This is a genomic window from Cupriavidus sp. IK-TO18 (assembly GCF_015549295.1).
Taxonomy (GTDB): Bacteria; Pseudomonadota; Gammaproteobacteria; order Burkholderiales; family Burkholderiaceae; genus Cupriavidus; species Cupriavidus oxalaticus_A.
In genome coordinates, this window is the sequence record NZ_JADGMP010000059.1 from 107199 (window position 1) to 132538 (window position 25340).

Consider the following 25340-nt stretch of genomic DNA (forward strand, 5'->3'; position numbering starts at 1 on the left):
AATATGCGAGCGATTATTCTTGCCGCAGGCCTTGGCCTGCGTTTGCAGCAACCGCCCGAAGCACAATTCCCGAAGTGCCTGTTGCGCTTCGATGGCATCACCCTGCTGGAACGGCATCTACGCATGCTGGACGCGGCGGGCGTCACGGAGGTCGTGCTTGCCCTCGGTTTCCAGCCGGAACAGGTCAAGGCCGAACTCGACCGGCTCGGACGTTCGCCCCATCCCGAAATCGTTCTGAACCCGCGCTACGAACTCGGCAGCGTCCTGACCGTGCACACCGTCGCCGACGCGCTCACGCGCGGCGGCGACGTACTGCTGATGGACGCCGACGTGCTCTACGACGAGCGCATTCTCGCCGCGCTGGTTGCCGGCGACAGCGCCAACCGCCTGCTGATCGACCGCGACTTCGAAACCGGCGACGAGCCAGTCAAGCTTTGCCTGCGGGACGGCGTTCCAGTCGAGCTGCGCAAGCAGGTGGCGGTGGGCCTGGCATATGACACGATTGGCGAGTCGGTCGGGTTCTTCCGCTTCAGCGAGCAGACCGCACGCCGCCTGGCGCAGATCGTCGCGGGGTATGTCGAGCGCAACCAGGAGAAGATGCCGCACGAGGAAGCCGTGCGCGACCTGCTGCTGGAGGGCGGCCATGCATTCGAGATCGCAGACGTCACCGGTGCGCCCTGGCTCGAGATCGACTTCCCGGGCGACGTCGTGCGCGCCCGCGATGAAGTGTTGCCGCAACTCCGACGCGGTGTTACCTCGGGAGTTGCCTCGGGAGTCACGCCATGAACGCACGCGATCCGGCTTTGCCCGCTGCGTCGCGCAGCGCCGCGCTGCGCCAGTTGCTGGTGGGCAGCGAACTTGAATTCATGATGGAAGCCCACAACGGGCTCTCGGCCCGGATTGTGCGCGAAGCAGGCTTCAAGGCTATCTGGGCCTCCGGCCTGGCGATCTCGGCGCAATTCGGCGTGCGCGACAACAACGAGGCAAGCTGGACACAGGTGGTCGACACGCTCGAATTCATGGCCGACTCCAGCGGCTTGCCGATCCTGGTCGACGGCGATACCGGCTACGGCAACTTCAACAATGTGCGGCGCCTGGTGAGGAAGCTCGAACAGCGCGGCATCGCGGGTTTGTGCATCGAGGACAAGCAGTTCCCCAAGACCAACAGCTTTATCGACGGCGAACGCCAGCCGCTGGCCACGATCGACGAATTCTGCGGCAAGATCAAGGCCGGCAAGGATACGCAGACGGATGCCGATTTCTCGATTGTCGCGCGCGTAGAAGCACTGATCGCGGGCTGGGGCATGGACGAGGCCTTGCGCCGGGCCGAAGCCTATCGGCAGGCCGGTGCCGACGCGATCCTCATCCACAGCAAGCTGTCGCGGCCGGACGAGATCCTCGAGTTCGCACGCGAGTGGGCCGGCCGCGCTCCGCTGGTGATCGTGCCGACCAAGTACTACAGCACTCCCACCGACGTATTCCGCCAGGCCGGCATCAGCCTCGTGATCTGGGCCAACCATCTGATCCGCGCGGCGGCATCGTCGATGCAGGCGGTGGCCAGGGAGATCCATGACACCCAGACGCTGGTTCATGTGGAGGACCGCATCGCGCCGATGAGCGAGATCTTCCGCCTGCAGGATGCCGACGAGTATGCCGCCGCCGAACGGCTGTACCTGTCTGGCGCCGAGGCGCCCGGCGCGGCGGTTGTGCTGGCGGCGAGCCGCGGCGAAGGGCTTGACGCCCTGACCGCCGAGCGCCCCAAGGTCATGCTGCCGGTCGCGGGCAAGCCGCTGCTGCGCTGGCTGGTGGACGCCTTCAAGATGCAGGGCATCCACGACATCACCGTGGTCGGCGGCTATCGCGCCGATGCGATCCAGAGCACGGGTATCAAGCTCGTGCGCAACGAGCGCTACGCGAGTACCGGCGAACTGGCGTCGCTGGCGTGCGCGGCCGACGGCCTGCATACGGATACCGTGATCGCCTACGGTGACCTGCTCTTTCGCAGCTACTTCCTGCGCGACCTGTTCGAGAGCGAGTCTCGCTTCAGCGTGGTGGTCGACTCGTCGCAGACGCAACCGTCGAACCAGAGCGTACGCGATTTCGCCTACTGCTCCGCGCCCGACGACCGCGCCCTGTTCGGCCAGAAGGTCCTGCTGCGGCATGTTTCGAACCAGGGGAAGGAAGCGGCCGTCACCGGCGGGCAGGCGCCGCAGGGACGCTGGATCGGCCTGCTGTGCGTGCGCGGCGCCGGGCGTGAGGCCCTGCAGCAGGCACTTGCCGGCCTGCGTGCGCGGGCGGACTTCGACACGCTGGACATGCCTGACCTGCTCAACGCCCTGATCGGGGCTGGCGAGGAGATCGACGTGAAGTATGTGCATGGCCACTGGCGCAGCGTGAACGACCTGGAGGACTACCAGCGCGCGGGCGAGTTCGCGCATGCCCGGCTGCCGTTTGCCCAGGGCGCACCCGGCACACCCGGCACCGAGAAACGCCGATGATCGAAGCGGCTCAGTTTATCGAGGCGGCGCTGGCGCGTGGCTTCTCCTGGTATGCGGGGGTACCGTGCTCGTATCTCACCCCGTTTATCAATTGCGTGCTGCAGGATCCTTCGTTGCACTACGTCTCGTCGGCGAACGAGGGTGACGCGGTAGCGCTGATCGCGGGCGTGACGCTCGGGGCCAGAGGGGGCCAGCGCGGCATCACGATGATGCAGAACTCCGGCCTTGGCAATGCGGTAAGCCCGCTCACTTCGCTGACCTGGACGTTCCGCCTGCCGCAATTGCTGATCGTGACGTGGCGAGGGCAACCGGGCACCGCGGACGAGCCGCAGCACGCGTTGATGGGCCCGGTCACGCCTGCGATGCTCGACACCATGGAGATACCGTGGGAGCTGTTCCCGACTGACGCGGCCGCCATCGGCCCGGCGCTCGATCGCGCGCTGGCGCATATGGACGCGACCGGACGCCCTTACGCTTTGGTCATGCAAAAGGGCAGTGTCGCGCCCTATGCGCTCAAGCCGCAGGATCGATCCGCGCCGCGTGCGCGATGTGCGGTGCGCACGCAATGGCGGGGAGGGGCGCCGGATGCGCTGCCTTCGCGGCGCGAGGCCTTGCAGCGCGTGATTGCACATACGCCGGCCGCTGCGACGGTGGTGCTGGCATCGACCGGTTTCTGCGGCCGCGAATTGTATGCGCTCGATGACCGGCCAAACCAGCTCTATATGGTGGGCTCGATGGGTTGCGTGACGCCGTTGGCGCTTGGCCTCGCGCTGGTGCGCCCGGACCTGCATGTGGTCGCCATCGATGGCGACGGCGCTGCCCTGATGCGCATGGGAAACTTCGCCACGCTGGGCGCATACGGCCCGTCGAACCTCACGCACGTGCTGCTCGACAACGGCGCACACGACTCGACCGGCGCACAGGCCACGGTGTCGCCCAATGTGTCATTCGCCGGCGTGGCGGCGGCTTGCGGCTATGCCTCGGCGGCCGAAGGCGACTGCCTCGAACTGCTTGACGAGGTGCTCGCGGCGGCTGTGCCTGCCGAGCCGGGCGCATCCGCGGCCGGCTCGCGCTTCGTGCGGCTGGTGATACGCGCCGGCACGCCGGACGGCCTGCCCCGGCCCACCATCACCCCCGCGGAAGTGAAGTCCCGCCTCGCGCGCCACATCGGCGCTGATCACGGAGAGAACTGATGCTATTGCTCAACCCCGGCCCGGTGACCTTGTCCGAGCGCGTCCGCCGCAGCCTGCTGCAGCCCGACCTGTGCCATCGCGAAAGCGAATTCTTCGATTTGCAGGACGAGGCGCGCACGCGGCTGCTCGGCGTCTACCGGCTGGACCCCACCGAGTGGGCCGCGATCTTGATGACCGGGTCAGGCACGGCAGCAGTAGAAAGCATGATTGCCGCGCTGGTGCCCGCGCGCGGCAAGCTGCTCATTGTCGAAAACGGCGTGTACGGCGAGCGCATTACGCAGATTGCGAGTCAATACCACATCGACCACGAGGTGATCAAGCATGACTGGATGCAGGCGCCCGACCTTGACCGGCTAGCCGCCATGCTCGACGCGGACCGGACCATCGGCCATGTGGCGGTGATCCACCATGAAACGACCACCGGGCGCTTGAACGACCTGCACGCGCTCGACGCCGTTTGCCGCCAGCGCGGCGTTCACCTGCTGGTTGACGCCGTCAGCAGCTTCGGGGCCGAGACCATCGACTTCAGCGGCAGCATTGCCGCCGTGGCCGCCACTGCCAACAAGTGCCTGCACGGCGTGCCGGGGGCCGCCTTCGTGATCGCGCGGCGTGACGCGCTGGCCCAGGCGGCAAGCCGGACCTACTACCTGGATCTTGGCCGGCTGGCACGCCTGCAGGATCAGCGCAACACCCCTTTCACGCCGTCCGTGCACGCCTACTACGCGCTCGTGGAAGCGCTGCGCGAACTCGACGACAGCGGCGGCCAGCACGCCAGGCACGCGCGCTATGCGGCCCTGGCCGAGCAAGTGCGCGCGGGACTTGCATTGCGCGGCATCGCGAGTGCGTTGCCGGCGGACCAGTCCTCCGTCGTCCTGCGCGCCTACCGTTTGCCGGCAAGCTTGTCGTACACGCAGCTGCACGACGGCCTGAAAGCGCTCGGCTTCGTGATCTATGCAGGGCAAGGGCAGCTGTCGGATGAACTGTTCCGGATCTCCACGATGGGAGATATTCACGCACACGACATCGAGCGCCTGCTGCAGGGGTTTGCGGCATTGATGACTTGATGACACTTCGGCTTGGCTGCCGGGGCCGCACGATTACCTCGACCGCAGGATTTGGCGCCGAACTGGAATGGCGCCCGCTGCTGGCCATGACGGCAATGTCGGGCATATCTGCATTATCACCTCGGCGCAAGCCGCAGCCGGCAGGCGGCCGCGCAACAGAGCCTAAAGTTGTCGGCACATATAGTGCGAGCGGGCGCCGAATCGACGGAGAAAATCCATTGACAACTGCATCTCCCGAACAACGGTGTCGGTAGGGGTCAGCGAGAAGCCGTATCGAGCGAAGAAGCCTGGATTCTCGTTGGTTAAAACGGTGGCCTTCGTACAGCCATTGGCCCGCGCTCTCGTCAGGAGCACGCTCACGAGATGGGTGGCGAGTCGGTGCCCGCGATAGCCGGGCAACACTGCAACCGTGTGAACGACGATGGTTTGAGAGCGCTGCTCGCCACAGGCGCAGCCGACAATACTGTCCTCGACGATTGCGACATGGTAAAGCGGAGTCGCATCCCTCGGCTCTGGAAGCGGCAGTCCACACGCTGCCAGCACTTGTCCAACTGCCTCCAGGTCCTCTGCATTCGCAGCACGGAGTCTGGCATTTCTTATCATTCTCGCTTCTCACGTCATGGCACCTCGCCACAACCATAGCCGCCCCTTCGCGACTCTCCGTGAGCAAGTACCCCGAAAACGGAGGACTATGCACGAAAGGGATTCATGGCGCCATCCCCCAAGTGAGCTAAGTCTCAGAGCCAAAGAAGCCATTGCGTGCATTCTCATTCACTCGGAAGTGATTTGATACAACAAAGTCGCGCGACATATCACATCGGACCAGACCCGGTGCCGGCCCCGCGGCGGCGCCACCGGACAGAAGGGCAGGTGTTGCGCGCTAGCGCCACCCACGTGTTCGTATTCGCACTGAAGCACTTCCCGACCTAATATAGGCCATGCCATCGGCGGTACGGGGGGCTTACCGATGATGATCGATCCGCCAGTCTTGCCATGTTGACGCGCAGAGCTTTCCTGCTCGGGGGGGCAGGCGCTGCCGGTGCGCTGGTGATCGGATGGGCCTTGCTGCCGCCGCGCCAGCGCGTGGTGGGTGGCGAGCCGCTGGCGGTGCGCGACGGGCAGTTCGCGCTGAACGGCTGGGTCAAGGTGGCGTCCGACAACACCGTCACGGTGGTGATGAACAAGGCCGAGATGGGGCAGGGCGTGCATACCGGCGCGGCGATGCTGCTGGCCGAGGAGATGGAGGCAGACTGGTCGCAGATCCGCGTCGGGCCGTCGCCCATCGACAACCTGTACAACAACATCGAGGGCGTGGTCGCCAACCTGCCGTTCCGCCCCGACAACAATGGCTGGCCCAGGCGCGCCGCGGCATGGTTTACGCGCAAGGGCGTGCGCGAGGTGGGCATGATGTTCACCGGCGGCTCGACGAGCATCCGGGACCTGTGGAATCCGATGCGCGAGGCCGGCGCCGCCGCCCGCATGATGCTGTGCGCGGCAGCGGCGAAGCAGTGGAACGTCAAGGTCGAAGAGTGCCGCGCGCAGGCCGGCAAGGTGGTGCATCCGTCGGGACGCAGTGCCACGTTCGGTGAGCTGGCCGCGGCAGCCGCGCGTGAGGATGTGCCACGCAAGGTCGAGTTGAAGGAGCCAGGCAGCTACAGGCTCATCGGCACCCGCACGGCACGCCTTGATGCCGCTGCCAAGATCAACGGCACCGCGCGCTTCGGCATCGACGTGGTGGCGGACAAGATGGTCTACGCCAGCGTGCAGATGTGTCCGACGCTGGGCGGCAAGCTGCAGGGATCCCCGCCCGATGACGTGAAAAAGCTGCCCGGGGTGCTCGATCTCGTCGAGCTGCCGCCGTTCCCCGGCGGCAGCGGCGGCGTGGCAGTGATTGCCAGCGATGCGTGGATCGCCATGGAGGCGGTGGAAAAGGTCCAGTGCAAGTGGGACGCGGGCGAGGCGGGGAACCTGTCAAGCGCCGGCATCCGCGACACGCTGGTGAAGGCGCTCGATAGCTCCAACCCGCGCGTCTGGTACGAGCATGGCGACGGGCGCGCCATGAAGCAGGGCAAGCCCGCCATCCAGGTCGTGTACTCGGCGCCCTATCTCGCTCATGCCGCGCTGGAGCCGGTCAACTGCACGGTCCTGGTACAGGAGGACCACGCCATCGTGTGGGCCGCTACGCAGATGCCCGGGCTGGCCCGCCGCTGCGTGGCAAGGACACTGGGTCTGGACACGGACAAGGTAGAACTGCACGAGCAATCCATCGGGGGCGCATTCGGGCGCCGGCTCGAAGTCGATTTCATCTGCCAGGCGGCCGCCATCGCGGCGAAGCGCAAGGGCGTGCCGGTGCAGACGATCTGGTCGCGCCCCGAGGACATGCGGCATGACTTCTACCGTCCGGCCAGCGTGTCGCGCTTCGAGGCCTGGCTCGACGGGGACCGCAAGGTCATCGCCGTGCGCAATATGTCGGCCAGCCAGTCAGTGCTGGAGAGCACCGCGAAACGCAACTTCGGCCTGCCCGATATCTTCGTGTCACGGCTGGACAAGTCCACCGTGGAGGGCGCTTTCGACCAGGCCTATGACTGGCCGGAGGTGTGGGTGGGGCACCGGACCGTGGATCTCCCCATCCCGGTGGGCTACTGGCGCTCGGTGGGACACTCGCACCACGCCTTCTTTATGGAGAGTTTTGTCGACGAGCTGGCGGTGGCGGCCAGCAAGGACCCGCTCGACTACCGCATGAGCCTGCTCAAGGACGATCGGCAGCGCGCGGTGCTGGAGCAGGCAGGAAAGATGTCTGGCTGGGGCCAGCCTTTGCGCAAGAAGCCTGGCGTGGCAAAGGTGGGGCGCGGGGTGGCGTTGCACGAATCGTTCGGCAGCGTGGTGGCGCAGGTCGCCGAGGTGTCGGTGGACAACGCGGGGCAGGTGCGCGTGGAGCGCGTTTTTTGCGCCATCGATTGCGGCATGCCGGTCAACCCGACCCTGATCGAGCAGCAGGTCGAGGGCGGCATTGTGTTCGGGCTGTCGGCGGCGCTGTGGCAGAAGATCACGCTGGAGCAAGGCAAGGTCAAGGAGGACTACTACACCGCCTTTCCTGCCATGCGCCTGCGGGACTGCCCCGAGATCCAGGTACACGTGATGCCATCGACGGCAACGCCACAGGGCGTGGGCGAGTCCACCACGCCGCCGATCGCGCCGGCGGTGGCGAACGCCTTGTTCAATGCCACCGGCGAGCGCTTGCGCGACCTGCCGCTGCTGAAGACCCTGCCGCCTTCCGGAGCCTGCGATGTCAGACCGTCAGCTCAGTGTCAACGGTAAAAACGTCGAAATCCACGCCGACGGATGCACGCCGCTGTTGTGGGTGCTTCGCTGCGAGCTCAAGCTGACGGGCACCAAGTTCGGGTGCGGCGTGGGCGTGTGCGGCGCCTGCGCGGTGCATGTCGACGGCAAGATGCTGTTGTCGTGCCAGCACCAGGTGAGCGAGATGGAGGGCAAGAAGATCGTCACCATCGAAGGACTTGACGGCCCCGAGCCGAATGCCCTGCGGGCGGCCTGGCAGAAGCACGAGGTCGTGCAGTGTGGCTACTGCCAGAGCGCGCAACTGATGGCGGCGAGCGCGCTGCTCAAGCGCACGCGGAATCCGAAGGAGACGGAGATTGTCGACCAGATGAGCTGCGTGATCTGCCGGTGCGGCACGTATACGCGGATCAGGCGGGCGATTGCGGAAGCGGTGGGGATGCTGACGGGGTGAGGGCACCGACGCGCGCGCCCCGGCCATCAGGCGAGCTTTGAAGTCTCAGGGGGAAGGCAATGAAGGATTCGGGGGCCGCGGCGACCGGGCGCGTGGAGCTCTACACGCAACGAACCATGGTGAACTGGCTGAGCCCGCTGCAGCTTCCGTTCACCGCCATGCGCGTTGCCGTGGCGATGGCTGTCGGCGCCTTTGCGGACCAGCGCATGGTGCAGGCCGCGCTCTCCACGCTGAATCCGAATCCGCCGCTGCCGGTACCGGCTGACGAACAGGGCGGTGTCTGGGTCGACTATATGGCAGACACGGGCGACGGCTGGGACTCGACCTACTCCATGGCATTGTGCGTCAGCCACGCGGTGACGCTGCGCGACCAGGGCGTGACGCTGCCGCGCTCAAAGGTGCTGTTGCTGGGTGGCGACCAGGTGTATCCGACGCCTGCCCATGACGGCTATCGGAGCCGCTTCGTCGATCCCTTTCGTGCTGCGTTCCCGGCGCCGGTCGAGGCCACGCGCCCCGCATACAGCGACCAGCCGGTCAAGTTGCCGGATGCGCCGTGGATGATTGCCACGCCTGGCAATCACGACTGGTACGACGGCCTGCGTGGCTTCGCCCGCCTGTTCTGCAGTGGCAAGCCCGTGGGCGGCTGGGAGACACGCCAGCGCACCGGCTATTACGCCTTGCAGTTGCCCGGCGGCTGGTGGATCTGGGGCCTGGACCTGCAACTGGAGTCCGAAATCGACCGGCCGCAGCGCGAGTATTTCCAGAAGTTGTACACGCAGCTGCAGCCCGGCGACCGCGTGGTATTGTGCGCGCCCGAGGCGAGCTGGGTTGACGAGATGGACCGCGTGCGCCGCGGGGAAAAGCGCGCCGTGCCGTCGATCGAAACCAAGACGCCGCGCTTTAGAAGCCTGAGCGAGATCGAGGGCGTGCTGGGCGACCGGCTCGCACTGGTGCTGGCCGGCAACTCGCACCATTACGCGCACTACGTGCCGCGAGCAGGCACGGCAGGGCCGCATCGGATCACCTGTGGAGGCGGCGGCGCGTTTCTTCACGGCACGCATCTGCTGCCGGATCCGCCGCGGCCCATCGTCGTGGGTCCGGCCAGGCAGCACTACGAGCTGAAGTCCGCATATCCGGAAAAGGCGACGTCCCGGCAATTGCGCAATCGCGCGTGGCAACTTCCTGCGCGCAATCTCTCGTTCTGTGCGCTGGTGGCGATCCTGTACCTGCTGTTCGACTGGATCGTCCAAAGCGCGAGCCTGGTACCAGTGCCCGGGCGCGAGCATCGCAACTTCATCCAAGGGCTGGCCGACCTCGAAGTGACATTCGGGAATATGTGCGAGGTGTATCACGAACTGTTCCGGATCATGGCGCACAGTCCGGCGTCAGTGGTGTTCGCCGCGGGCATTGTCTTTTGTTGTGGTGCGCTGTCGACCCGGGATGTCAGGCGCGGCGTCGGGCTGGCCTGGGTTGTCGGCGCCTGCCACGGCCTGCTGCACCTGGCGCTGGCTGTCGCCGTGCTATGGCTCATCACGCGTTTCAACGTCCATGGCTTTGGCGCGCACAATGCGACGCCGATCCTGCTGTTCCTCGTCGAGGCCATGCTGCTGGGCGGTGTCCTCGGCGGCCTGCTGTTTGGCGTGTGGATGGTGATGGGCAACGCGCTGTGGCGCCTGCATCCCGAGGAGGTGTTCTCATCGCAGCGCATCGCCGACTACAAGTGCTTCCTGCGGATGCGGTTCGAGCATGGGCAATTGACGATCTACCCGCTCAAGCTGGAGAAGGTGTGCAGAGACTGGAAGCTGGGCGAGGGCGTCCGCCAGATGACGAAGGTCCGCGGCAGCTGGCGCGTACGCGCCCAGCCCGGCGCAACCGGTCCCCGCTTCGTGCCGGCTGACGGCCAGGTATCGCCGACGGAAGCGGTGCGGATGATTGAGGAGAAGGCAATCATCATCCAGCGGTAAGCATCCCAACGACAGGGGGCGTCATGATGAGCAATACGCTTGCCTACGATGTCGTCGTCATCGGCAGCGGCTTCGGTGGCGCGGTCTCGGCCTGCAGGCTGGCGCAGGCCGGCCGCAAGGTTCTGGTGCTGGAGCGCGGAAGGCGCTGGAGCCCGGCGACTTTCCCGCGCGACGAAAATGATGCCTGGTTGTGGAACCAGGAACGCGCGCACCGCTTCAATGGCTGGGCTGATATCCGGACATTCTCCGACGTATGGGTCATCGCCGGGGCCGGAGTCGGTGGCGGCTCGCTGATCTACGCCAACGTCTCGGTGGAAGCCAGGCCGGAAGCGTTCGAGCACGGCTGGCCGAAAGAGGTGACCTATGCCGGCCTGCAGGCCCACTATGCGGAGGTAGGACGCATGCTCGCCGTGAGCGAAGTGCCGGACATGCAGGAGAGCGAGCGAACCAGGCTGCTGCGCGAGGGGGCGCAAGCATGCGGATGGGGCGGGCGCTTTCGCAAGCTGCCGCTGGCCGTGACGTTTTCCGAGCATTGGGACCCCACACGGCAAGACGCCCGCGATGACCGGCATTCGGTGAAATTCCTGAACCAGCACGGCAGGTGGCAGGGCACTTGCGTGCATTGCGGCAACTGCGACGTCGGGTGCCAGGTATCGGCCAGGAATACGCTGGACCTGAATTACCTGGCAGTGGCTGAAGACAACGGTGCCGAGATTCGTCCCTTGCACCTGATCGACAGGCTGGAGCCGCTGCAGCAGGGCTGGCGGGTGCGCTTCAGGAAAATCGACCCGGAAGGACAGACGACGAGCCCTGGCGAAGTCACGGCCGCCAGGGTAATACTGGCCGCCGGTTCCATCGGCAGCACCGAACTACTGTTGCGCTGCCGGGATGAACATCGCACGCTGCCCGGGCTTTCACCGCGGTTGGGATATGGCTGGGCCCACAATGGCGACTTCGTGACGCCAGCCTTCTATGGCAACAGGAAGATTTCTCCTGCTCATGGCGTAACCATCTCCGCCGCGATCGACCTGCTGGACCACAGCGGCCCGAACGGGCAGGCGCTTTTCGTCGAGGATGGCGGCATCCCGAACCTCGCAGGCAACTTTATTCGGCGCCATATGAAGCGAACCCGTTCCCGCAAGCTGCGCGCGGTGTTGAAGGACGTGGGTGCGCTGTTTGACGACGGCGATCCGGTCGAGGGGATGATGCCGTGGTTCGGCCAGGGCGTGGACCCAGGCGACGGCCAGCTCAGGCTGGGCCGCAAGTGGTACGCACCGTGGCGTCGGGTGCTGCAGCTTGACTGGTCCTATCAGGCATCGGTGGCCGTCATCGAGGCCATGATCGCCGCGCACACGCGGCTCTCGGAAGCGACCCGCGGGGACCCGTGGGTGCCGCTCACCTGGCGGCGATGGCATAACCTGATCACACCGCACCCGCTGGGAGGCTGCAACATGGGGACCTCCGCTGCCGACGGTGTCGTCGATGCAGCGGGCCGGGTATTCGGCTACAAGGGGCTCTATGTCATGGACGGTGCGATCGTCCCGCGCCCGCTCGGCCTGAACCCTTCGCGCACCATCGCTGCGCTCGCGGAGCGTAATGTGGCGATGCTCTTGCGCGAGCAAGATTGATGCGGGGGCCGGGCCATAGTTGACCACAGTGTAGACCTTGTGACCATTTCTACGCGCACATTCAAGCGCATGTTCGGCGTGCTTGCCGGCGGGGTCAGCGTCCAGCGCGTCTAGGCGAACGTTAGCCGTTTCGGGACGCCAGTGTGCCGGCACCGACGACGGGCGGCCTGAAGAGATGCGCCGGGGGCAGTGGCCAGAAGTATCCGCCGTACCCGCCTAGCGTCCCGACGGGCGCAATGCTCGCATCCCGGCCTTCACCACGGTCACCGCCGCCAGCACCAGCGCACCGGCGACGATGCCGGCAACGCCGTCCAGCACCAACGGGGCCAGCACCGACAGGACACCGCCGATCGCCGGCACGCCTGCCGCCACCTGTGCCGCCGCGTCCAGCACGTGGTGCATCGCCGGGATGCCGTGCATCAGGATGCCGCCGCCCACCAGGAACATCGCCGCCGTTCCGGCCAGCGACAAGGCTTTCATCAGCCAGGGTGCAAGCCGCAGCAAACCTCGGCCCAGCCAGCGGAAGCCGGCCGACGGGCGCCGGCTCAGGTACAGGCCCGCGTCATCGAGCTTCACGATGCCGGCCACCAGGCCATAGACGCCGACCGTCATGATGGCCGCGATCGCGCACAACACCGCCAGCCGCTGGCCGAAAGGTGCGTCGGCGACGGTGCCTAGCGAAATGACGATGATTTCGGCCGAAAGTATGAAGTCCGTGCGGATCGCACCCTTGATTTTCTCTTTCTCGAATGCCACCACGTCGACCGCGGGATTCGACATGACATGAACTTCACGGGCGTGATGTGCCGCGTCCTCCGCATCGCTATGCAAGAACCGGTGTGCCAGTTTTTCAAAGCCTTCATAGCAAAGAAACGCGCCGCCCACCATCAGCAGCGGCACGACGGCCCACGGCAACCAGGTGCTGATGGCCAGCGCCGCGGGGACCAGGATCACTTTGTTGCGAAGCGACCCCAGCGCGACGGCCCAGACCACCGGCAATTCCCGATCCGCCTTGACGCCGCTGACCTGCTGCGCATTGAGCGCCAGGTCGTCGCCCAGCACCCCTGCGGTCTTTTTCGCCGCCACTTTGCTCATCGCGGCGACATCGTCAAGGATGGTTGCGATGTCGTCGATCAGTACCAGCAAGCTCGAACCGGCCATGTCAGGACCTCCGCGCGCGGCAATGGCCTCGCGCATGCAGGCAATATGTCATTGTTCATGCTCCTCGATGTCGTCCCTGACCAAGCAGGTTCCGTACCGCTTATGCCGGCAGCTCGTTGACAGCGGCTCAGCCGTCCATGCCCCGCGCAGTAAAGGCTACACGAGCGACGGGCCCCGCTGTTGTTGGTGTTGCAACTCTGATTCGCTCAGGCTTGCGCGGGACTGCGCCGGCTCAGCCCGGCAGCGGATTTGCGAGAAAGAACCGCAGCATTTCCGCACTGGCATCCGGACCCTTCGGATCGGTATAGCTGCCCTGGGGACTTCCGCCCGCCCAGGCGTGCCCGGCGCCATGGACGATCCAGTATTCAACATTGACGCCAGCTGGCGTGGTGATCCTGTGCTGCGTGTAGTCATGCCCCCCGGAGACGTTCCTGCGTTCCGTCTGCTGGCGCGCGTGCTCGCTTTTGAACGGCGCAACAAGACGGTCGCCGTTCGACGGATGCACCGTATGGTCCGCATCGCCGTGGAACACAATGATGGGCCGCCCGGTGGAGGCGGGCGGCACCGCGCCTGACCTGGACCGGCCGAGCCCTTTGCCGCCCTTCATTGCGCCCAGCGCCGACGGCAGGTCATGCGCGGACCCGGCGGGCAGGCCGGAATGCACGCCGGCCGCCGCGAACAATTCCGGATAGCGCTGGATCAGCACCGCGGCCATCGCGCCGCCGGCGGACAGGCCGGCAACATAGACGCGCCTTGCGTCGATGCCGTGGCTGGCGATCACCTCGCGTGCCATGCCAGCAATGATCGACGGTTCTCCCTTGCCGGCCTGCTGGTCCCCGGGCCGGAACCAGTTCCAGCATTTCGACGGATTGTCCCCGGTGGCCTGGATCGGATACAGCACCACAAAGCCGAGCATGTCGGCAAGGGCGTTCATCTGGGTGCCGGCCGCGAAATCGTCGGCATCCTGCGTGCAACCGTGCAGCATCACGACCAGCGGCATCGGCTCGGCACGACGGCCAGCGGGAACATAAAGCTTGTACGCGCGGGATCCCGCCCGGTTCACGAACGTGCGCTGGCTGAAATGGCTGACATCCTGCGGGGACGCTTGTTTGCCGTCGGGGCGTAGCGAGTGGGTGCCGCGCGCAGATGCCGGGGGCGCTGCGTTGGCGGCGCTGCCGGCGACATCGGCCGGGCGGGCCTGCGCGCGGGCATCGGTGAGCAGGCGTTCGACCACCTGTGCGGGCATGGGAGCGGAGGGGGAGGCCGGAGCGACCGCCGCGCCCATCGACGCTTGCTCGCGCAGTGCACGCTGGATAGCCTCGGTGGCCTCAAGCGGACCCGCCGTCTGCAGCAAGTGCATGGCTTCTCGCATCGAAGCGAGGAAGGCGTCATTCATTTTCATACTTGTTTCCAGGCAAACCTGGCGAGCCAGGGCGCGGCGACATTGCCGCGGTGCTACCGCGCAGTACTACCGTATTCGCCCGGCGAGCGCGGCCTTGACTGCCGCGGGGGCATGAAAGGCGCCGAGCACCACGACCGACTCAATCGTTGCCAGCGCCAGTTCCGGACTGACATCCGAGGCAATGCTCGCCAGGCCAAGGACATGGATGTCGAGCTTCTCGTTGGCCGCGCGCGCCGCCTCCAGGTCGCGGCGGGTGAAATGCTGGAGCCCGAGGACAAGGGCCCGGCGCGTCACCGTTTCCTGTATGGCCTGAGCGTGCGTCGCCAATTGGTTGCGAATGGCGGTCCGGATCAGGTCAGTGCGATTCGAATAAAAGCCTTCTTCGACCAGCAGGTCGATCTGCCCCAGGTCCACCGGGCCGAGATTGATCGTGATTTTTTCCGTGTCACCGGGCTTTGGTTTGTTCATCGGGTTTGTTGTTGCCTATAGGCGCCGGAATATGTGTCATTTGCGGCACAAAAGCTAGCGAACCATCCGAGCACCATCCGTATACCATCCATATGGATGGTTTATAAAGGCTGGGAGAAAGCAGGTCAAGGGGTGACCTGAAAGATTGCCCATCCATCGCGGCAACTGGCGCTTCGGCTCCACGTCGTGCGCTGCAGGCAGCGGGGGCACAGCACGCGATACCACGCGGGCGGTCAGGCGTCGGCGGGAGACGTTGGCACGGCCGGCGGATCGCCGCTTACCAGTTGCGATCGGTTTATCGAACTAGTGCCAGGCACGCCAGGAGCGCGCCAAGCATTGGATCGACGGCATGCCAAGTGCCATTCGCATAATGGAGACAGAAAGGAGCGGCATGACCAGCGCGGACAACCGCGGACAACAACAGCCGGGGGCGGCTGAGGTCATTTCGCTTCCACGAGCTTGAGGCAGTAATGGTTCGACGGCAGCGCGCGAAGGCGTTGTTCTGGCTGGCGAATTCCCTCGCGCTGTACCTTGCGTTTCGTGAACCGGGCGTGTCAGCAGTTATGCAGCAGGCGGCAGGGCACCATCACTGCTGCTGCTTGCCTCCTTTGATGTTGCCCGCTACGCCGCCGGCCACGGCGCCGATCGCCGCGCCAGTCCAGCCGCTTCCTCCCGCGATGGCCGCGATGCCTGCACCGGCCGCGGCGCCGAGGGCAGCACCGCTCACGGTGCCTTGCTGCTGCGGTGTCATATTCGTGCATCCGGCAGCGCCGGCAACGACCAATGCAACGCCAATCAGATTGAGTCTTTTCATGGTGTCACCTTACTTCTTGCCCTGCAGGCCGGGAACAACCATTTCGAACCAGATCGTTTCAATGACCGGCCGCTGCAACTGGTCGGGATGTGCCGCGTACCAGCGATCCAGGCCCTGGCGCACTGAGTCGAGCGAATGGCCTCTGAGCCCTTTCGCAAAGCGCGGAACAATGCTCGCGGAGTCAGGCGGCGGCTTGCCCTCGTGATAAGCGATATCCACCTGCACCAGGTTGGCAATGCCTACGAGGTAGGCCTTTTTTGTCTGTTCGGAGGAATCCGTCCACTGCTTGCCGGTGATCAGCGGCACTTCATCGGCGCGGGAGCCGGTGGCCAGGGACAACGTCATAAGTGTCGCAGCAGTCACTGCGATTCGGATGAGCGATCTCGCCATTGCGGTCTCCCTCAGCGGTTGCGGTTGCCTTGCGGGTCCGATGCGCTTTTTATCTTAGTATCGATCCGGTCATGCGGGACCACTGTGGGCGGGAGATACGGCCCGAATTCTCCCGCTCCGTCATCCTATGCGCCTAAAAAGAAGCTGTAGCGCTTTCAGTTCCAGATCGGATCTTCCTTCTGCATCTGGTCCTTGGTTTTTTTCATCCAGTAGGCACCGATCTGGCGCTCAGTGACATAACCCTGTTTTTTTACGTCGATCTTGTCGAAGTTTTCGTAGACCTTTGGCATACCCGCCTGAGCTTCGTCACGAGTCAGCTTGCCATTATGGTTGGCATCGGCCGCCTTGAAGCGCTCGGCAATCAAGGCCTTGGCCTGGGCCGTAGTCGGAGGCGCTGCCGGAACTTCGGATGGCGCCGCCGCCGGTTGGGATCCCGAGGCCGGCTGGGCGGCCGCTCCTATCGAAGTCAGTGCCATCAGGACTGCGAAACCAAATGCGGGAAATTTGCATACGGACATGTCGCTCTCCTCGATACGTTATGTGTTTGGATTTAAGACACCAAAACGACTTCTGATCAAACTCCGGTGAGCCTTGGCTCACCAGCATTCTAGGCGCTCCGCACGGAGAGCGCTTTGCTCGCGACTGTTGCAATCGGCCGACACTGTTTTTCCGTTTCGAGCGTAACCAGTCATCGGATGTTGGCGGAGAACGAACTGCGCTCCTATGCTCGAACAGATTGCCTGGCAGACATGCTGCAAGGTCAGCCATGCAACGAACGAAGCCGTGGTTGAACCACCAAGAGAAAAGAACGAGAGGAGAGCGGGCATGGCACTGAAAAGAATAGCCCTGGCGTCACTGCTGGGATGGCCGCTGGCAACCCTTGCGCAGTCAAGCGTCACGCTGTACGGCGTGATCGACGCCAACGTGGAATACGTCAACCACGCGGGCGTCGTGCCGACAGCCGCCAACGGATTTAATCCGGGACCGGGCAACGATGCTTACCGACTGACTTCGGGAGGGCTTTCCGGCTCCCGCTGGGGCCTGCGTGGCAACGAGGACCTGGGTGGCGGTATCAAGGCCATTTTTGTGCTGGAAAGCGGCTTCGGCATCGACAACGGCTTGTCGCAGCAAAGCGGCCGTCTGTTCGGCCGCCAGGCGTACGTCGGCGTCCAAAGCAACCGTTTCGGCCAGATCAGCCTTGGCCGGCAATACACCTCGATGTTCGAGGCCCTGGCCAACTTCTCTCCGACCGCCTATGCCACGCAGTATGAGCCGGTCGTCATGCAGTCCGGCCCCAACTACCGCGCGGACAACACCGTCAAGTACTCCGGCAAGTTCGGGGGACTGACGGCGCTGGCGCATTGGTCCTTCGGCGTCGGGGTCGCCTTGCCCGCCTCGGTAGGATTTCCCATTCCGATCGGCGGCAATGGGGAAGTCCCGGGGCAGTTCCGACGCGACACCGCCTATGGCGGGGCGCTGGCTTACACGTTCGGCCCGTTCGCAGCGACAGCCGGCTATGACCAGTGGAATCCCACCATCGGCACCGGCACCGGCACCGTCAAGAAGGCGGTGGTAGGCGCCAGCTATGCCTTAGGCCCGGCCAAGATCATGGGCGGCTACCGTTGGGGCCAGAACAGGAATGCGGCCGATGCCCTGATCCAGCGCGATGACTTCTACTGGATCGGCGCCAATTACCAGGTCACGCCGGCGCTCGCGCTCACGCTCGAGTACAACTACGACGATCTCAAGAACCTTTACGGCAACACGAGCGTGGCCAATCCGTGGCAGGTCTCCTTCGTGGCCGACTACTCGTTGTCCAAGCGTACCGATGTCTACGTGACCACTGCCTATGCCAAGAACGCCGGGCTGATGCTCGATTCACTGGCGACCGTCTTTGCCAACAGTCTGTCGCTGGGTAACAGCTATGTCCTGGGCAACGGGCAGAGCAACATGTTTGGCATTGCCTTGGGAGTCCGGCACAAATTCTGAGCCGCCTCGCAATCATCGCCTTGTTCCTGCACTCGCGCTGAAACATTCCGGAGGGCCACGTGTTAATCCAAAGAACCATCCTTTCTGCCTGCGTGGTGACCATGCTGGTTTCCGCATGCTCGACCACGCCCATACCGGCGAGTAAGGCAGCGCCAGCACCTTCAGAAAGACTTAGCGGATTGCAAACGCCGCCACCCGGCGAGTTTGCCACGCTGGTCGTGACCCGCGATGAGGGGTTCTACGGCAGCGCGTGCGATGCCGTCCTCTCGGTTGACGGGAAGGAAGTGGGCCGACTCAAATCCGGTGAGGTCGCCCGGTTCTACGCCAAACCGGGGCCGATCATTCTTGGCGCCCAGACTTCGGCAATGTGTCTCGGTGGCTTGAAGGAGAGGGAGGTAAGGCTCACTCCGGCTTCGACGGTCCGCTATCGCATTTCCATCGATTCGAGTGGCGGCCTGGATCTGTCCCCAACCGCATTCTGATTGCAAGGTCTTCGCCACGCCGGGCGGACTATCGACCCGTTGGCGCCGTTCGAGCTTCACTGCCTCGACGGCGCCTGTCCGGCCAATGGTGATCCCCGCAGACGCCGTATCCTCCATGCGCAGGTTCGAAGCTATGCTCCTTACATCCTGAGGAGACATGCATGCGCAGCACTGAGCACCCCGCAGCCAGATGCGCGGCGCCGCGAAGCCTGAGACAACAGGCGCTGTTATGGTTTGGTTTCACTGTGCTCATGTTTCCCGGCGTGGTGCTGGGGATGGACTTCAAGATCTACCACCAGCCGCAAATCAATCTGAGAATGGTGATCGGGGAGGGAACCATTCAGGACGGTGATGCAAGGAAGTTCCAGGCGGTCGCCCGTATGGCCGACCGCGATAAGGAGGGACTTGTCATCCTTGTTCTGAATAGTCCGGGCGGAAATGTCGAGGCCGCTTTCCGGGTTGTCGACGCAATGGATAAGGTTGGCGTCTATACAACAGTTCCAGACAACGCCAGGTGCGCGTCCGCTTGTGCCTCGATCCTGTTCGCTTCAGGCGAGCGCCGAAGTGTCGTTGGCACCGGGCTGCTCGGCTTTCACAGTTGCTACCGGCGCGGCGGTGGCCACAGCTACGCCGCGGACTCGCTTTGCAACGAAATCATCGCGGCAAACGCAATGCAAAGGGGAGTCAGCCACGCAGCCATCAATCGCTTCGTCAGGCATTATGGTGCGAGAGACATGGCATGGGTCGGGCGCGACGTCGCTTGCAAGTCATTGGAAGGTCTGTGCAGGCCTGGCCTGCTCGAAGCTCGATACGATACGAAGGCTGCGCTGATGCACAGCCTTGATTGCAGCAAGCTCGTATCCGTTCAAGCGCAACTTATTTGCGGGGATACAGAACTTACCCGGGTCGATAAGACCTTGGCAGGAATCTATGACCGGAAGCTGAAAGCATCGGCTGACAAGAGGCGCTTACGGGAGGATCAACGCGCATGGCTGCGTAATTCTCGCAACAAGTGTAGCGATAAGGCTTGCCTGCTACGCAGCTATCACCTGCGCATCGATGAACTGAAGCGGATTCGATAGGTGGCGCCCCGGGCCTGCCAATAAGACAGGCGGGCTTTGCTCCATATCATTCGCCTGGTTCAAACCGCAGAGACGCCGCCGCCTTGCTGCGCGGCTCCAGCCGACGGCGGCGCCGTGACAATCGAGCGCAGCGCCGGCTGGGCGGGTTTCAGCGATGCCAGATCCGGCACCGGACGGCGCAACGCGGGCGACGTCGCGAACGCCGCTTCCATGGCCCGCGCTGCCGACAACGTTTGCAGGTCGCCGTGGAAGCGGCCGGTGACCTGCAGGCCGAACGGCATGCCGGCGTCGTCGGTGCCGCAGGGCAGCGCGATTGCCGGGTGCGTGGTCAGGGTCACGACATAGGTCAGCGCCAGCCAACGGTAATAGTTCACCTGCTTCTCGCCGTTGATGGTGTCGGCATACAGGTTAGTCCAGGCGAACGGCGACACGGGTGTGGTCGGCGACAGGATCAGGTCGTATTCCTGGTAGGCCCGCTGGAAGCGCTGCAGGATGCGGTTCTGCTCGGCCTGCGCCCACGCACTGTCGGCCAGCGACATCTTTGCGCCCATTTCATAGTTGGCGCGGGTGTTAGGCCCGAGCGCCGCGGGGTCGCGCTGGTAAGCGTCGTGCAGGCCGGCGACGAAGCTCTCGGCACGCAGCACGTCGAAGCAGCGGTGCACATCGCCAAGGTCGAAACTGACTTCATCGCAGCGCGCGAACAGGTGGCGCATCGCCGCGATCTTCGTGCGGAACACGCGACGGATGCCGTCATCGACCGCGCAGCTGCCGAAGTCTTCAGTCCAGCCCACACGCAACGTCGACAGGTCGCCCGGTGGCGGCGACAGGTATGCATCGGCATCCACCGTGTAGCTCAGCGGATCGGTCACCGACACCCCGGCGGAGGCCGCCAGCTGCAGGCAGGTGTCGGCGACGGTGCGTCCCATCGGTCCTACCACCGAGATCGGCGTCCAGCCCAGCAGCTTGCGTGAGTTGGGTACGATGCCGGGCGAAGGGCGGAATCCGACCACGCCGCACTTGGCCGCGGGAATGCGCAGCGAGCCGCCGGTGTCGGAGCCGGTGCAGACCGGCAGCAGGTCCGCAGCCAGCGCCGCCGCTGAGCCGCCTGACGATCCGCCGGCATTGAGGTTCGGGTTGAACGGATTGCCGGTCGCGCCCCAGACCGCGTTGCGCGAATTCGCGCCGGCGCCCATCTCCGGGATGTTGGTCTTGCCCACCACGATGGCGCCGGCCGCACGCAGGCGCGCCACCAGCACGTTGTCCTCGGCCGGGACATGGTTGCGGAACAGCGGCGAGCCATAGGTGGTCAGCAGCCCCTGCGTCGCCTCCAGGTCCTTGACCCCGAGCGGCAGCCCATGCAGCAGGCCGAGCGGTTCTTTGCGCAGCACCGCCTGTTCGGCGTTGCGCGCTTCCTGGCGGGCGCGCTCGAAGCAGGTGGCGGTGATGGCGTTGATCAGAGGGTTGTAGGCCTCGATGCGCGCGATGCACGCTTCGAGCAGTTCGACCGGCGAGATTTCCCTGGTACCGATCAGGCGGCGCAGTTCGACCGCGGTCAGTGAGGTCAGCGATGTTTGCATCGGTTGCTTGACGGTGGCTTGACGGTGGAATGTGGCTACTGTGGCGCGGTGCCAGGAAAGGTCAGTCGAGCCTGATGTTGGCCCGCTGCGCGATCGCGCGCATCTGCGGGATCTCCTTGTCGATCATGGCGGCGACCTGCTTGCCGGGTGCGAACGACGGCTCGATGCCGCTGTCCGCCAGTTGGCTGCGTGTGGCCGGATCGGCGATGGTGTCGGCCAGCGCCTTCTCCAGCTTCGCCCGGACGTCTTCCGGCAGGCCGCGCGGCCCGACCAACGCGATCCAGGTACTGGTATCCATGCCGGGGTAGCCGCTTTCCGCCACGGTCGGCACATTGGGCAGCAGCGTCGAGCGCTTCGCCGTCGTGACCGCGATGGCCTTGATCTTGCCGGACTTCAGTTGCGGGATCGCCGCCGCGACGGTATCGACGCTGAATGGGATCTGGCCCCCGATCAGGTCGGTCATCGCCGGCGCGCTGCCCTTGTACGGGACATGCAGCAGCTTCGTGCCGATGAGGTTCAGCAGTTCCTCGCCGGCGAAGTGCGCGGTGGTGCCGGCGCCGAACGAGCCGTACGAGTACTTGCCGGGCTGCGCCTTGACTGCGCTGACGAACTCCTTGAGGTTGTTGACCGGCACGTCGCGGTTGGCCAGCAGCACCAGGCCAGTCGAGCCGATCAGGCCGATCGGCTCGAAGTTCTTTTGCGGGTCATACGGCAGCCTGGCGTAGACCGAGGGGTTGACGGTGAATGTGGTACCCGAGGTGGCCATCAGCGTGTAGCCGTCCGGTGCCGACTTGGCCACATAGCTCGCCGCGACCACGGTGCCGGCGCCAGGCCGGTTCTCGACCACCACGGTCTGGCCCAGCCGTTCGCCAAGCTTGCGCGCGATCGTGCGCCCGACGAGGTCGGTGGCACCACCGGGCGGGAAGGGCAGGACAAGCTGGATCGGCTTCGACGGATACCCGCCCTGGGCCCCAGCCGGAGCGGGCGCCAGCACGGCGGCGGCAGCCAGGCTGCAGGCGGACAGAAACAAGTGCGGGCGGTGAGCGGTGGATCGCATGAAGAGGCTCCGGCAGGTAGGACTCGATGCAGTGCGGTGGAAGGGCTGTGACCGCGTTGAACCCATCGTACGACCGATCCGACTCGGAATCGTGGCAATGTTTCGAAAGCTTGATTGCCAAAACGGCAATCCATAGAATGGACCCTGGTCGGCGGATGCCGATCGCCCCCCGCAATATCCGCTCATGTCCTACCGCATCCTGCAAGAAACAGCTGTCCGCTACTTCCTTGAAGTCGTGCGCACCGGCTCGGTCAAGGACGCCGCGCTCAAGCTCAACGTGGCGCCGTCGGCGGTGAGCCGGCAGATCGCCAAGCTGGAAAGCGAAATGGATACGCTGCTGTTCGACCGGCGCGCCCGCGGCCTCGTCCCCAACGCTGCGGGAGAGCTGCTCGCCGCACACGCCAAGCGCGCCCAGCAGGAGATCGATCGCGTCACCGCCGATATCCAGGCGCTGCGCGGCCTGCGCGTCGGCCAGGTGCGCCTGGCAAGTGTGGAGGGTATTGCGCACGACTTCATCCCGGAACTGGCCGCCAGCTTCCGCGAAAAGTATGGTGGGATCCGCTTCGACCTCCACGTCTGCCCTCAGGGCGACATCGCCCGCCGCATCCGGGACGGCGAGGCGGACATCGGCATCACGCTGAGCGGGTTGCCCGAGCTCGATATCGAAGTGGAGCTGCGCCATCCGGCGCCGGTGCTCGCCATCATGGCGCCGGACCATCCGCTTGCCGGCCAGCGCCAGGTATCGCTGTCCCAGGTCATCGGCTATCCGCTGGCGCTGCCGCCGAAGGAAAGCTCGCTGCGGCAGCTGCTCGACACCAGTTGCAGCCGGCAGGGGTTGAGCTACCAGACCGTCTTTTCCAGCAACAACCTGGATTCGCTGGTCGGTTTTACGACGGCGGGTGGTGGCGTCGTTGCTTTCTATGGCGAGCTATCGGTCCGGCAACGGCTGGCGCAAGGCAGCATTGCCGCGGTACCGTTGCGCGACCGCGAAATGAACGAGCGCTATATCGAGATCCAGACGCTAGCCCGCCGCAACCTGCCGCCGGCGGGGCGCGCCTTCGTGCAGCACCTGGCCGAGGCGATCGCGCGCATGTCCAGCGCTTGATTGCCGGATCGGCAACCAAGGATTCCAATAATTGCCTGCGGCCGATATTCCGCAGCGTCCGCGCCCAATGCAGAATCGGGCTTTGGATACCCGGATCACAAAACCTGCCGTGCCCCAGGCACCGCATCGGACATCATGACAAAGGACATCGTAGTACTCGGCGCCGGCATGGTCGGCGTCTGCACGGCACTGGCGCTGCGCCAGCGCGGCCATGCAGTCGTGCTGGTCGATCGGCGCGAGCCGGGCAGGGAAACGTCTTATGGCAACGCCGGCATCATCCAGCGTGAAGCAGTGCAGCCCTACGCCTTTCCGCGCGAGTGGGCGGCCGTGCTGCGCGTGGTGGCCCGGCAGGGTAACGATGTCCACTACCACCCAGGCGCGCTCGCCAGCCTGCTGCCCCCGCTGGCGCGCTACTGGCGCGAATCGGCACCCGACCGCTATGCCGGCACCATCGCGGCCTACAGCGCGCTGATCCGCCATTGCCTGACCGAGCACGAACGCCTCATTGCGCTGGCCGGCGCCGAGGACCTCGTGCGCAAGTCAGGATGGCTGCAGGGCTATCGCAGCGCCGCAGCCTTCGACGACGCCGCGCGTGCCGCGACGGAAGTCGGGCAGCAGCACGGGCTTGACTACCGGATCCTGGACCGGGCCGGCATTACCGCAACCGACCCGGCGTGGTGCGGGCCGTTGGCCGGCGCGATCCACTGGCGCGATCCCTGGACCATTGCGGATCCCGGCGAGCTGGTCAGCCGCTATGCCACGCTGTACTCGCAGGCCGGTGGCATCGTGCGCCGCGGCGACGCGATGACGCTAAGGCAGGCGGGAAGCGGCTGGACCGTGACGACGGACGAGGGCCCGGTCAACGCCGCCCACGCTGTCGTTACCCTGGGGCCGTGGGCCTCGGCGCTGATCCGGCCGCTCGGCTACCGCTTCCCGCTGTTCGTCAAGCGTGGCTACCACCGCCACTATGCGGTCGAATCCATGCCGAGCCTGCCGCTGCTGGATGTCGAGAACGGGTTCCTCCTGGCGCCGATGAAGCGTGGGCTGCGCCTGACCACCGGCGCCGAGTTTGCCCATCACGATGCGGCGCCGACGCCGGTGCAGCTGCGCAATGCCGAGCGCCACGCGCGTGAACTCGTACGGATGGGCGCGCCGGTCGAGGACACGCCCTGGCTGGGCGCCCGGCCTTGCGTCGCCGACATGCGGCCGATCGTCGGGCAGGCGCCGCGCCATCCCGGCCTGTGGTTCAACTTCGGGCATGGGCATCAGGGTTTTACGCTGGGCCCCGTCACGGCCCGGCTGCTGGCCGAGTTGATGGACGGCGAGCAGCCGTGGGTCGACGCCTCGCCTTACGACCCCGTGCGCTTTGGCTGACCTCCCGAAGTTAGCCAGTCGTATGGACCGGCAACTTGCAAGTGCCGAGTAATGCTCTCTCAGATTATTTTCGAAAAAGCTTGCCAGCCAGGGTACGGGGCCATTAATATTCGCCCCCCGTTCGCAAGGCACCGCGCAACGGGGGAGGAAAAAGACCTGCGAGGCTTCGCTCAAAAGAGCACGCCTTGCAGAATTAAAAAATTTCTCGAAAATGATTGATTGATCGACGAAATTTCTTTATAGTCTCGCTCCTTCGCTGCTGACAAAGCAGCGACGCGACAAGCAAAGCGAATCGCGCAAGTTCTTTAACAAACAAACACCGATAAGTGTGGGCGCTTGAT

General features: G+C 65.0%; 22 protein-coding genes. 13 read left to right on the forward strand and 9 right to left on the reverse strand.

What is annotated here, in order from left to right; genetic code table 11:
* Positions 1 to 3: 3 nt before the first annotated feature.
* The 4 genes from IPF36_RS33805 to IPF36_RS33820 are packed head-to-tail and all read left to right on the forward strand — an operon-like array spanning position 4 to position 4755.
* Positions 4 to 786 carry an NTP transferase domain-containing protein gene (locus tag IPF36_RS33805; protein ID WP_135705220.1) on the forward strand — a complete coding sequence of 261 codons (783 nt, stop codon included), beginning with the start codon at positions 4 to 6 and terminating at the stop codon, positions 784 to 786.
* Positions 783 to 2498 carry a phosphoenolpyruvate mutase gene (gene aepX / locus IPF36_RS33810; RefSeq protein WP_195432300.1) on the forward strand — a complete coding sequence of 572 codons (1716 nt, stop codon included), beginning with the start codon at positions 783 to 785 and terminating at the stop codon, positions 2496 to 2498. Before IPF36_RS33805 ends, aepX begins: the two co-directional genes overlap by 4 nt.
* A complete protein-coding gene (aepY, locus tag IPF36_RS33815) occupies positions 2495 to 3691 on the forward strand; it encodes a phosphonopyruvate decarboxylase (RefSeq protein ID WP_195432304.1) in 1197 nt (398 codons plus the stop codon). The genes aepX and aepY overlap by 4 nt, the downstream gene beginning before the upstream one ends.
* Positions 3691 to 4755, forward strand: a complete 1065-nt coding sequence (locus tag IPF36_RS33820) for a 2-aminoethylphosphonate aminotransferase (protein ID WP_195432306.1) — start codon at positions 3691 to 3693, stop codon at positions 4753 to 4755. Before aepY ends, IPF36_RS33820 begins: the two co-directional genes overlap by 1 nt.
* A gap of 162 nt (positions 4756 to 4917) precedes the next feature.
* Here the strand turns inward: IPF36_RS33820 and IPF36_RS33825 are convergent, their stop codons facing one another.
* On the reverse strand, positions 4918 to 5358 hold the full coding sequence (locus tag IPF36_RS33825) for a GNAT family N-acetyltransferase (RefSeq protein WP_133097299.1): 441 nt from the start codon (positions 5356 to 5358) through the stop codon (positions 4918 to 4920).
* A gap of 390 nt (positions 5359 to 5748) precedes the next feature.
* Here IPF36_RS33825 and IPF36_RS33830 point away from each other — a divergent pair, with 390 nt between their 5' ends.
* Genes IPF36_RS33830 through IPF36_RS33845 form a run of 4 tightly spaced genes read left to right on the forward strand, consistent with a single transcriptional unit; the run spans position 5749 to position 12098 of the window.
* Positions 5749 to 8073, forward strand: coding sequence for a xanthine dehydrogenase family protein molybdopterin-binding subunit (locus IPF36_RS33830; RefSeq protein ID WP_195432308.1), 2325 nt, complete (start codon positions 5749 to 5751; stop codon positions 8071 to 8073).
* On the forward strand, positions 8042 to 8506 hold the full coding sequence (locus IPF36_RS33835) for a (2Fe-2S)-binding protein (protein WP_135705225.1): 465 nt from the start codon (positions 8042 to 8044) through the stop codon (positions 8504 to 8506). Before IPF36_RS33830 ends, IPF36_RS33835 begins: the two co-directional genes overlap by 32 nt.
* 59 nt (positions 8507 to 8565) lie before the next feature.
* Positions 8566 to 10470 carry a preprotein translocase subunit YajC gene (locus tag IPF36_RS33840; RefSeq protein WP_240745969.1) on the forward strand — a complete coding sequence of 635 codons (1905 nt, stop codon included), beginning with the start codon at positions 8566 to 8568 and terminating at the stop codon, positions 10468 to 10470.
* A gap of 23 nt (positions 10471 to 10493) precedes the next feature.
* Positions 10494 to 12098, forward strand: a complete 1605-nt coding sequence (locus IPF36_RS33845) for a GMC oxidoreductase (RefSeq protein WP_195432310.1) — start codon at positions 10494 to 10496, stop codon at positions 12096 to 12098.
* A gap of 216 nt (positions 12099 to 12314) precedes the next feature.
* On the opposite strand, the gene IPF36_RS33850 is transcribed toward IPF36_RS33845, so the two are convergent.
* The 6 genes from IPF36_RS33850 to IPF36_RS33875 all read right to left on the reverse strand — a co-directional run bounded on the left by IPF36_RS33850 (position 12315) and on the right by IPF36_RS33875 (position 16851).
* Positions 12315 to 13259 carry a DUF808 domain-containing protein gene (locus IPF36_RS33850; protein ID WP_135705227.1) on the reverse strand — a complete coding sequence of 315 codons (945 nt, stop codon included), beginning with the start codon at positions 13257 to 13259 and terminating at the stop codon, positions 12315 to 12317.
* A 232-nt stretch (positions 13260 to 13491) separates the two neighbouring features.
* Entirely contained in the window at positions 13492 to 14661 is a 1170-nt protein-coding gene (locus IPF36_RS33855; protein WP_133097292.1) for a PHB depolymerase family esterase, read from the reverse strand.
* Between the two features lie 66 nt (positions 14662 to 14727).
* The gene (locus tag IPF36_RS33860) at positions 14728 to 15129 is read right to left on the reverse strand and encodes a CopG family transcriptional regulator (protein ID WP_133097291.1); all 402 of its coding nucleotides are present in this window, start codon (positions 15127 to 15129) and stop codon (positions 14728 to 14730) included.
* Between the two features lie 586 nt (positions 15130 to 15715).
* On the reverse strand, positions 15716 to 15943 hold the full coding sequence (locus tag IPF36_RS33865; protein ID WP_133097290.1) for a YMGG-like glycine zipper-containing protein: 228 nt from the start codon (positions 15941 to 15943) through the stop codon (positions 15716 to 15718).
* A 9-nt stretch (positions 15944 to 15952) separates the two neighbouring features.
* On the reverse strand, positions 15953 to 16288 hold the full coding sequence (locus IPF36_RS33870) for a hypothetical protein (RefSeq protein WP_243737022.1): 336 nt from the start codon (positions 16286 to 16288) through the stop codon (positions 15953 to 15955).
* A gap of 200 nt (positions 16289 to 16488) precedes the next feature.
* Entirely contained in the window at positions 16489 to 16851 is a 363-nt protein-coding gene (locus tag IPF36_RS33875; RefSeq protein WP_135705229.1) for an EF-hand domain-containing protein, read from the reverse strand.
* Positions 16852 to 17158: 307 nt separating this feature from the next.
* Here IPF36_RS33875 and IPF36_RS33880 point away from each other — a divergent pair, with 307 nt between their 5' ends.
* From IPF36_RS33880 to IPF36_RS33890, 3 genes are all read left to right on the forward strand, one after another.
* Positions 17159 to 18322 (forward strand): porin, encoded by a 1164-nt coding sequence (locus tag IPF36_RS33880; RefSeq protein WP_133097318.1) that lies wholly within the window; start codon positions 17159 to 17161, stop codon positions 18320 to 18322.
* A gap of 101 nt (positions 18323 to 18423) precedes the next feature.
* Positions 18424 to 18804 (forward strand): hypothetical protein, encoded by a 381-nt coding sequence (locus IPF36_RS33885; protein WP_133097288.1) that lies wholly within the window; start codon positions 18424 to 18426, stop codon positions 18802 to 18804.
* A gap of 161 nt (positions 18805 to 18965) precedes the next feature.
* Positions 18966 to 19886: a lysozyme inhibitor LprI family protein gene (locus IPF36_RS33890; RefSeq protein WP_255519999.1), complete on the forward strand. Its 921-nt coding sequence runs from the start codon at positions 18966 to 18968 to the stop codon at positions 19884 to 19886.
* A gap of 59 nt (positions 19887 to 19945) precedes the next feature.
* On the opposite strand, the gene IPF36_RS33895 is transcribed toward IPF36_RS33890, so the two are convergent.
* Complete coding sequence (locus IPF36_RS33895) at positions 19946 to 21463, reverse strand: amidase (RefSeq protein WP_195432314.1); 1518 nt, start codon at positions 21461 to 21463, stop codon at positions 19946 to 19948.
* A gap of 61 nt (positions 21464 to 21524) precedes the next feature.
* Positions 21525 to 22520 (reverse strand): tripartite tricarboxylate transporter substrate binding protein, encoded by a 996-nt coding sequence (locus IPF36_RS33900; RefSeq protein WP_133097285.1) that lies wholly within the window; start codon positions 22518 to 22520, stop codon positions 21525 to 21527.
* 184 nt (positions 22521 to 22704) lie between these two features.
* On the opposite strand from IPF36_RS33900, the gene IPF36_RS33905 reads away from it, so the two are divergent.
* Both IPF36_RS33905 and IPF36_RS33910 read left to right on the forward strand, forming a co-directional pair.
* On the forward strand, positions 22705 to 23625 hold the full coding sequence (locus IPF36_RS33905) for a LysR substrate-binding domain-containing protein (protein ID WP_135705232.1): 921 nt from the start codon (positions 22705 to 22707) through the stop codon (positions 23623 to 23625).
* A 135-nt stretch (positions 23626 to 23760) separates the two neighbouring features.
* The gene (locus IPF36_RS33910; protein ID WP_133097283.1) at positions 23761 to 24999 is read left to right on the forward strand and encodes an FAD-binding oxidoreductase; all 1239 of its coding nucleotides are present in this window, start codon (positions 23761 to 23763) and stop codon (positions 24997 to 24999) included.
* Positions 25000 to 25340: the final 341 nt, after the last annotated feature.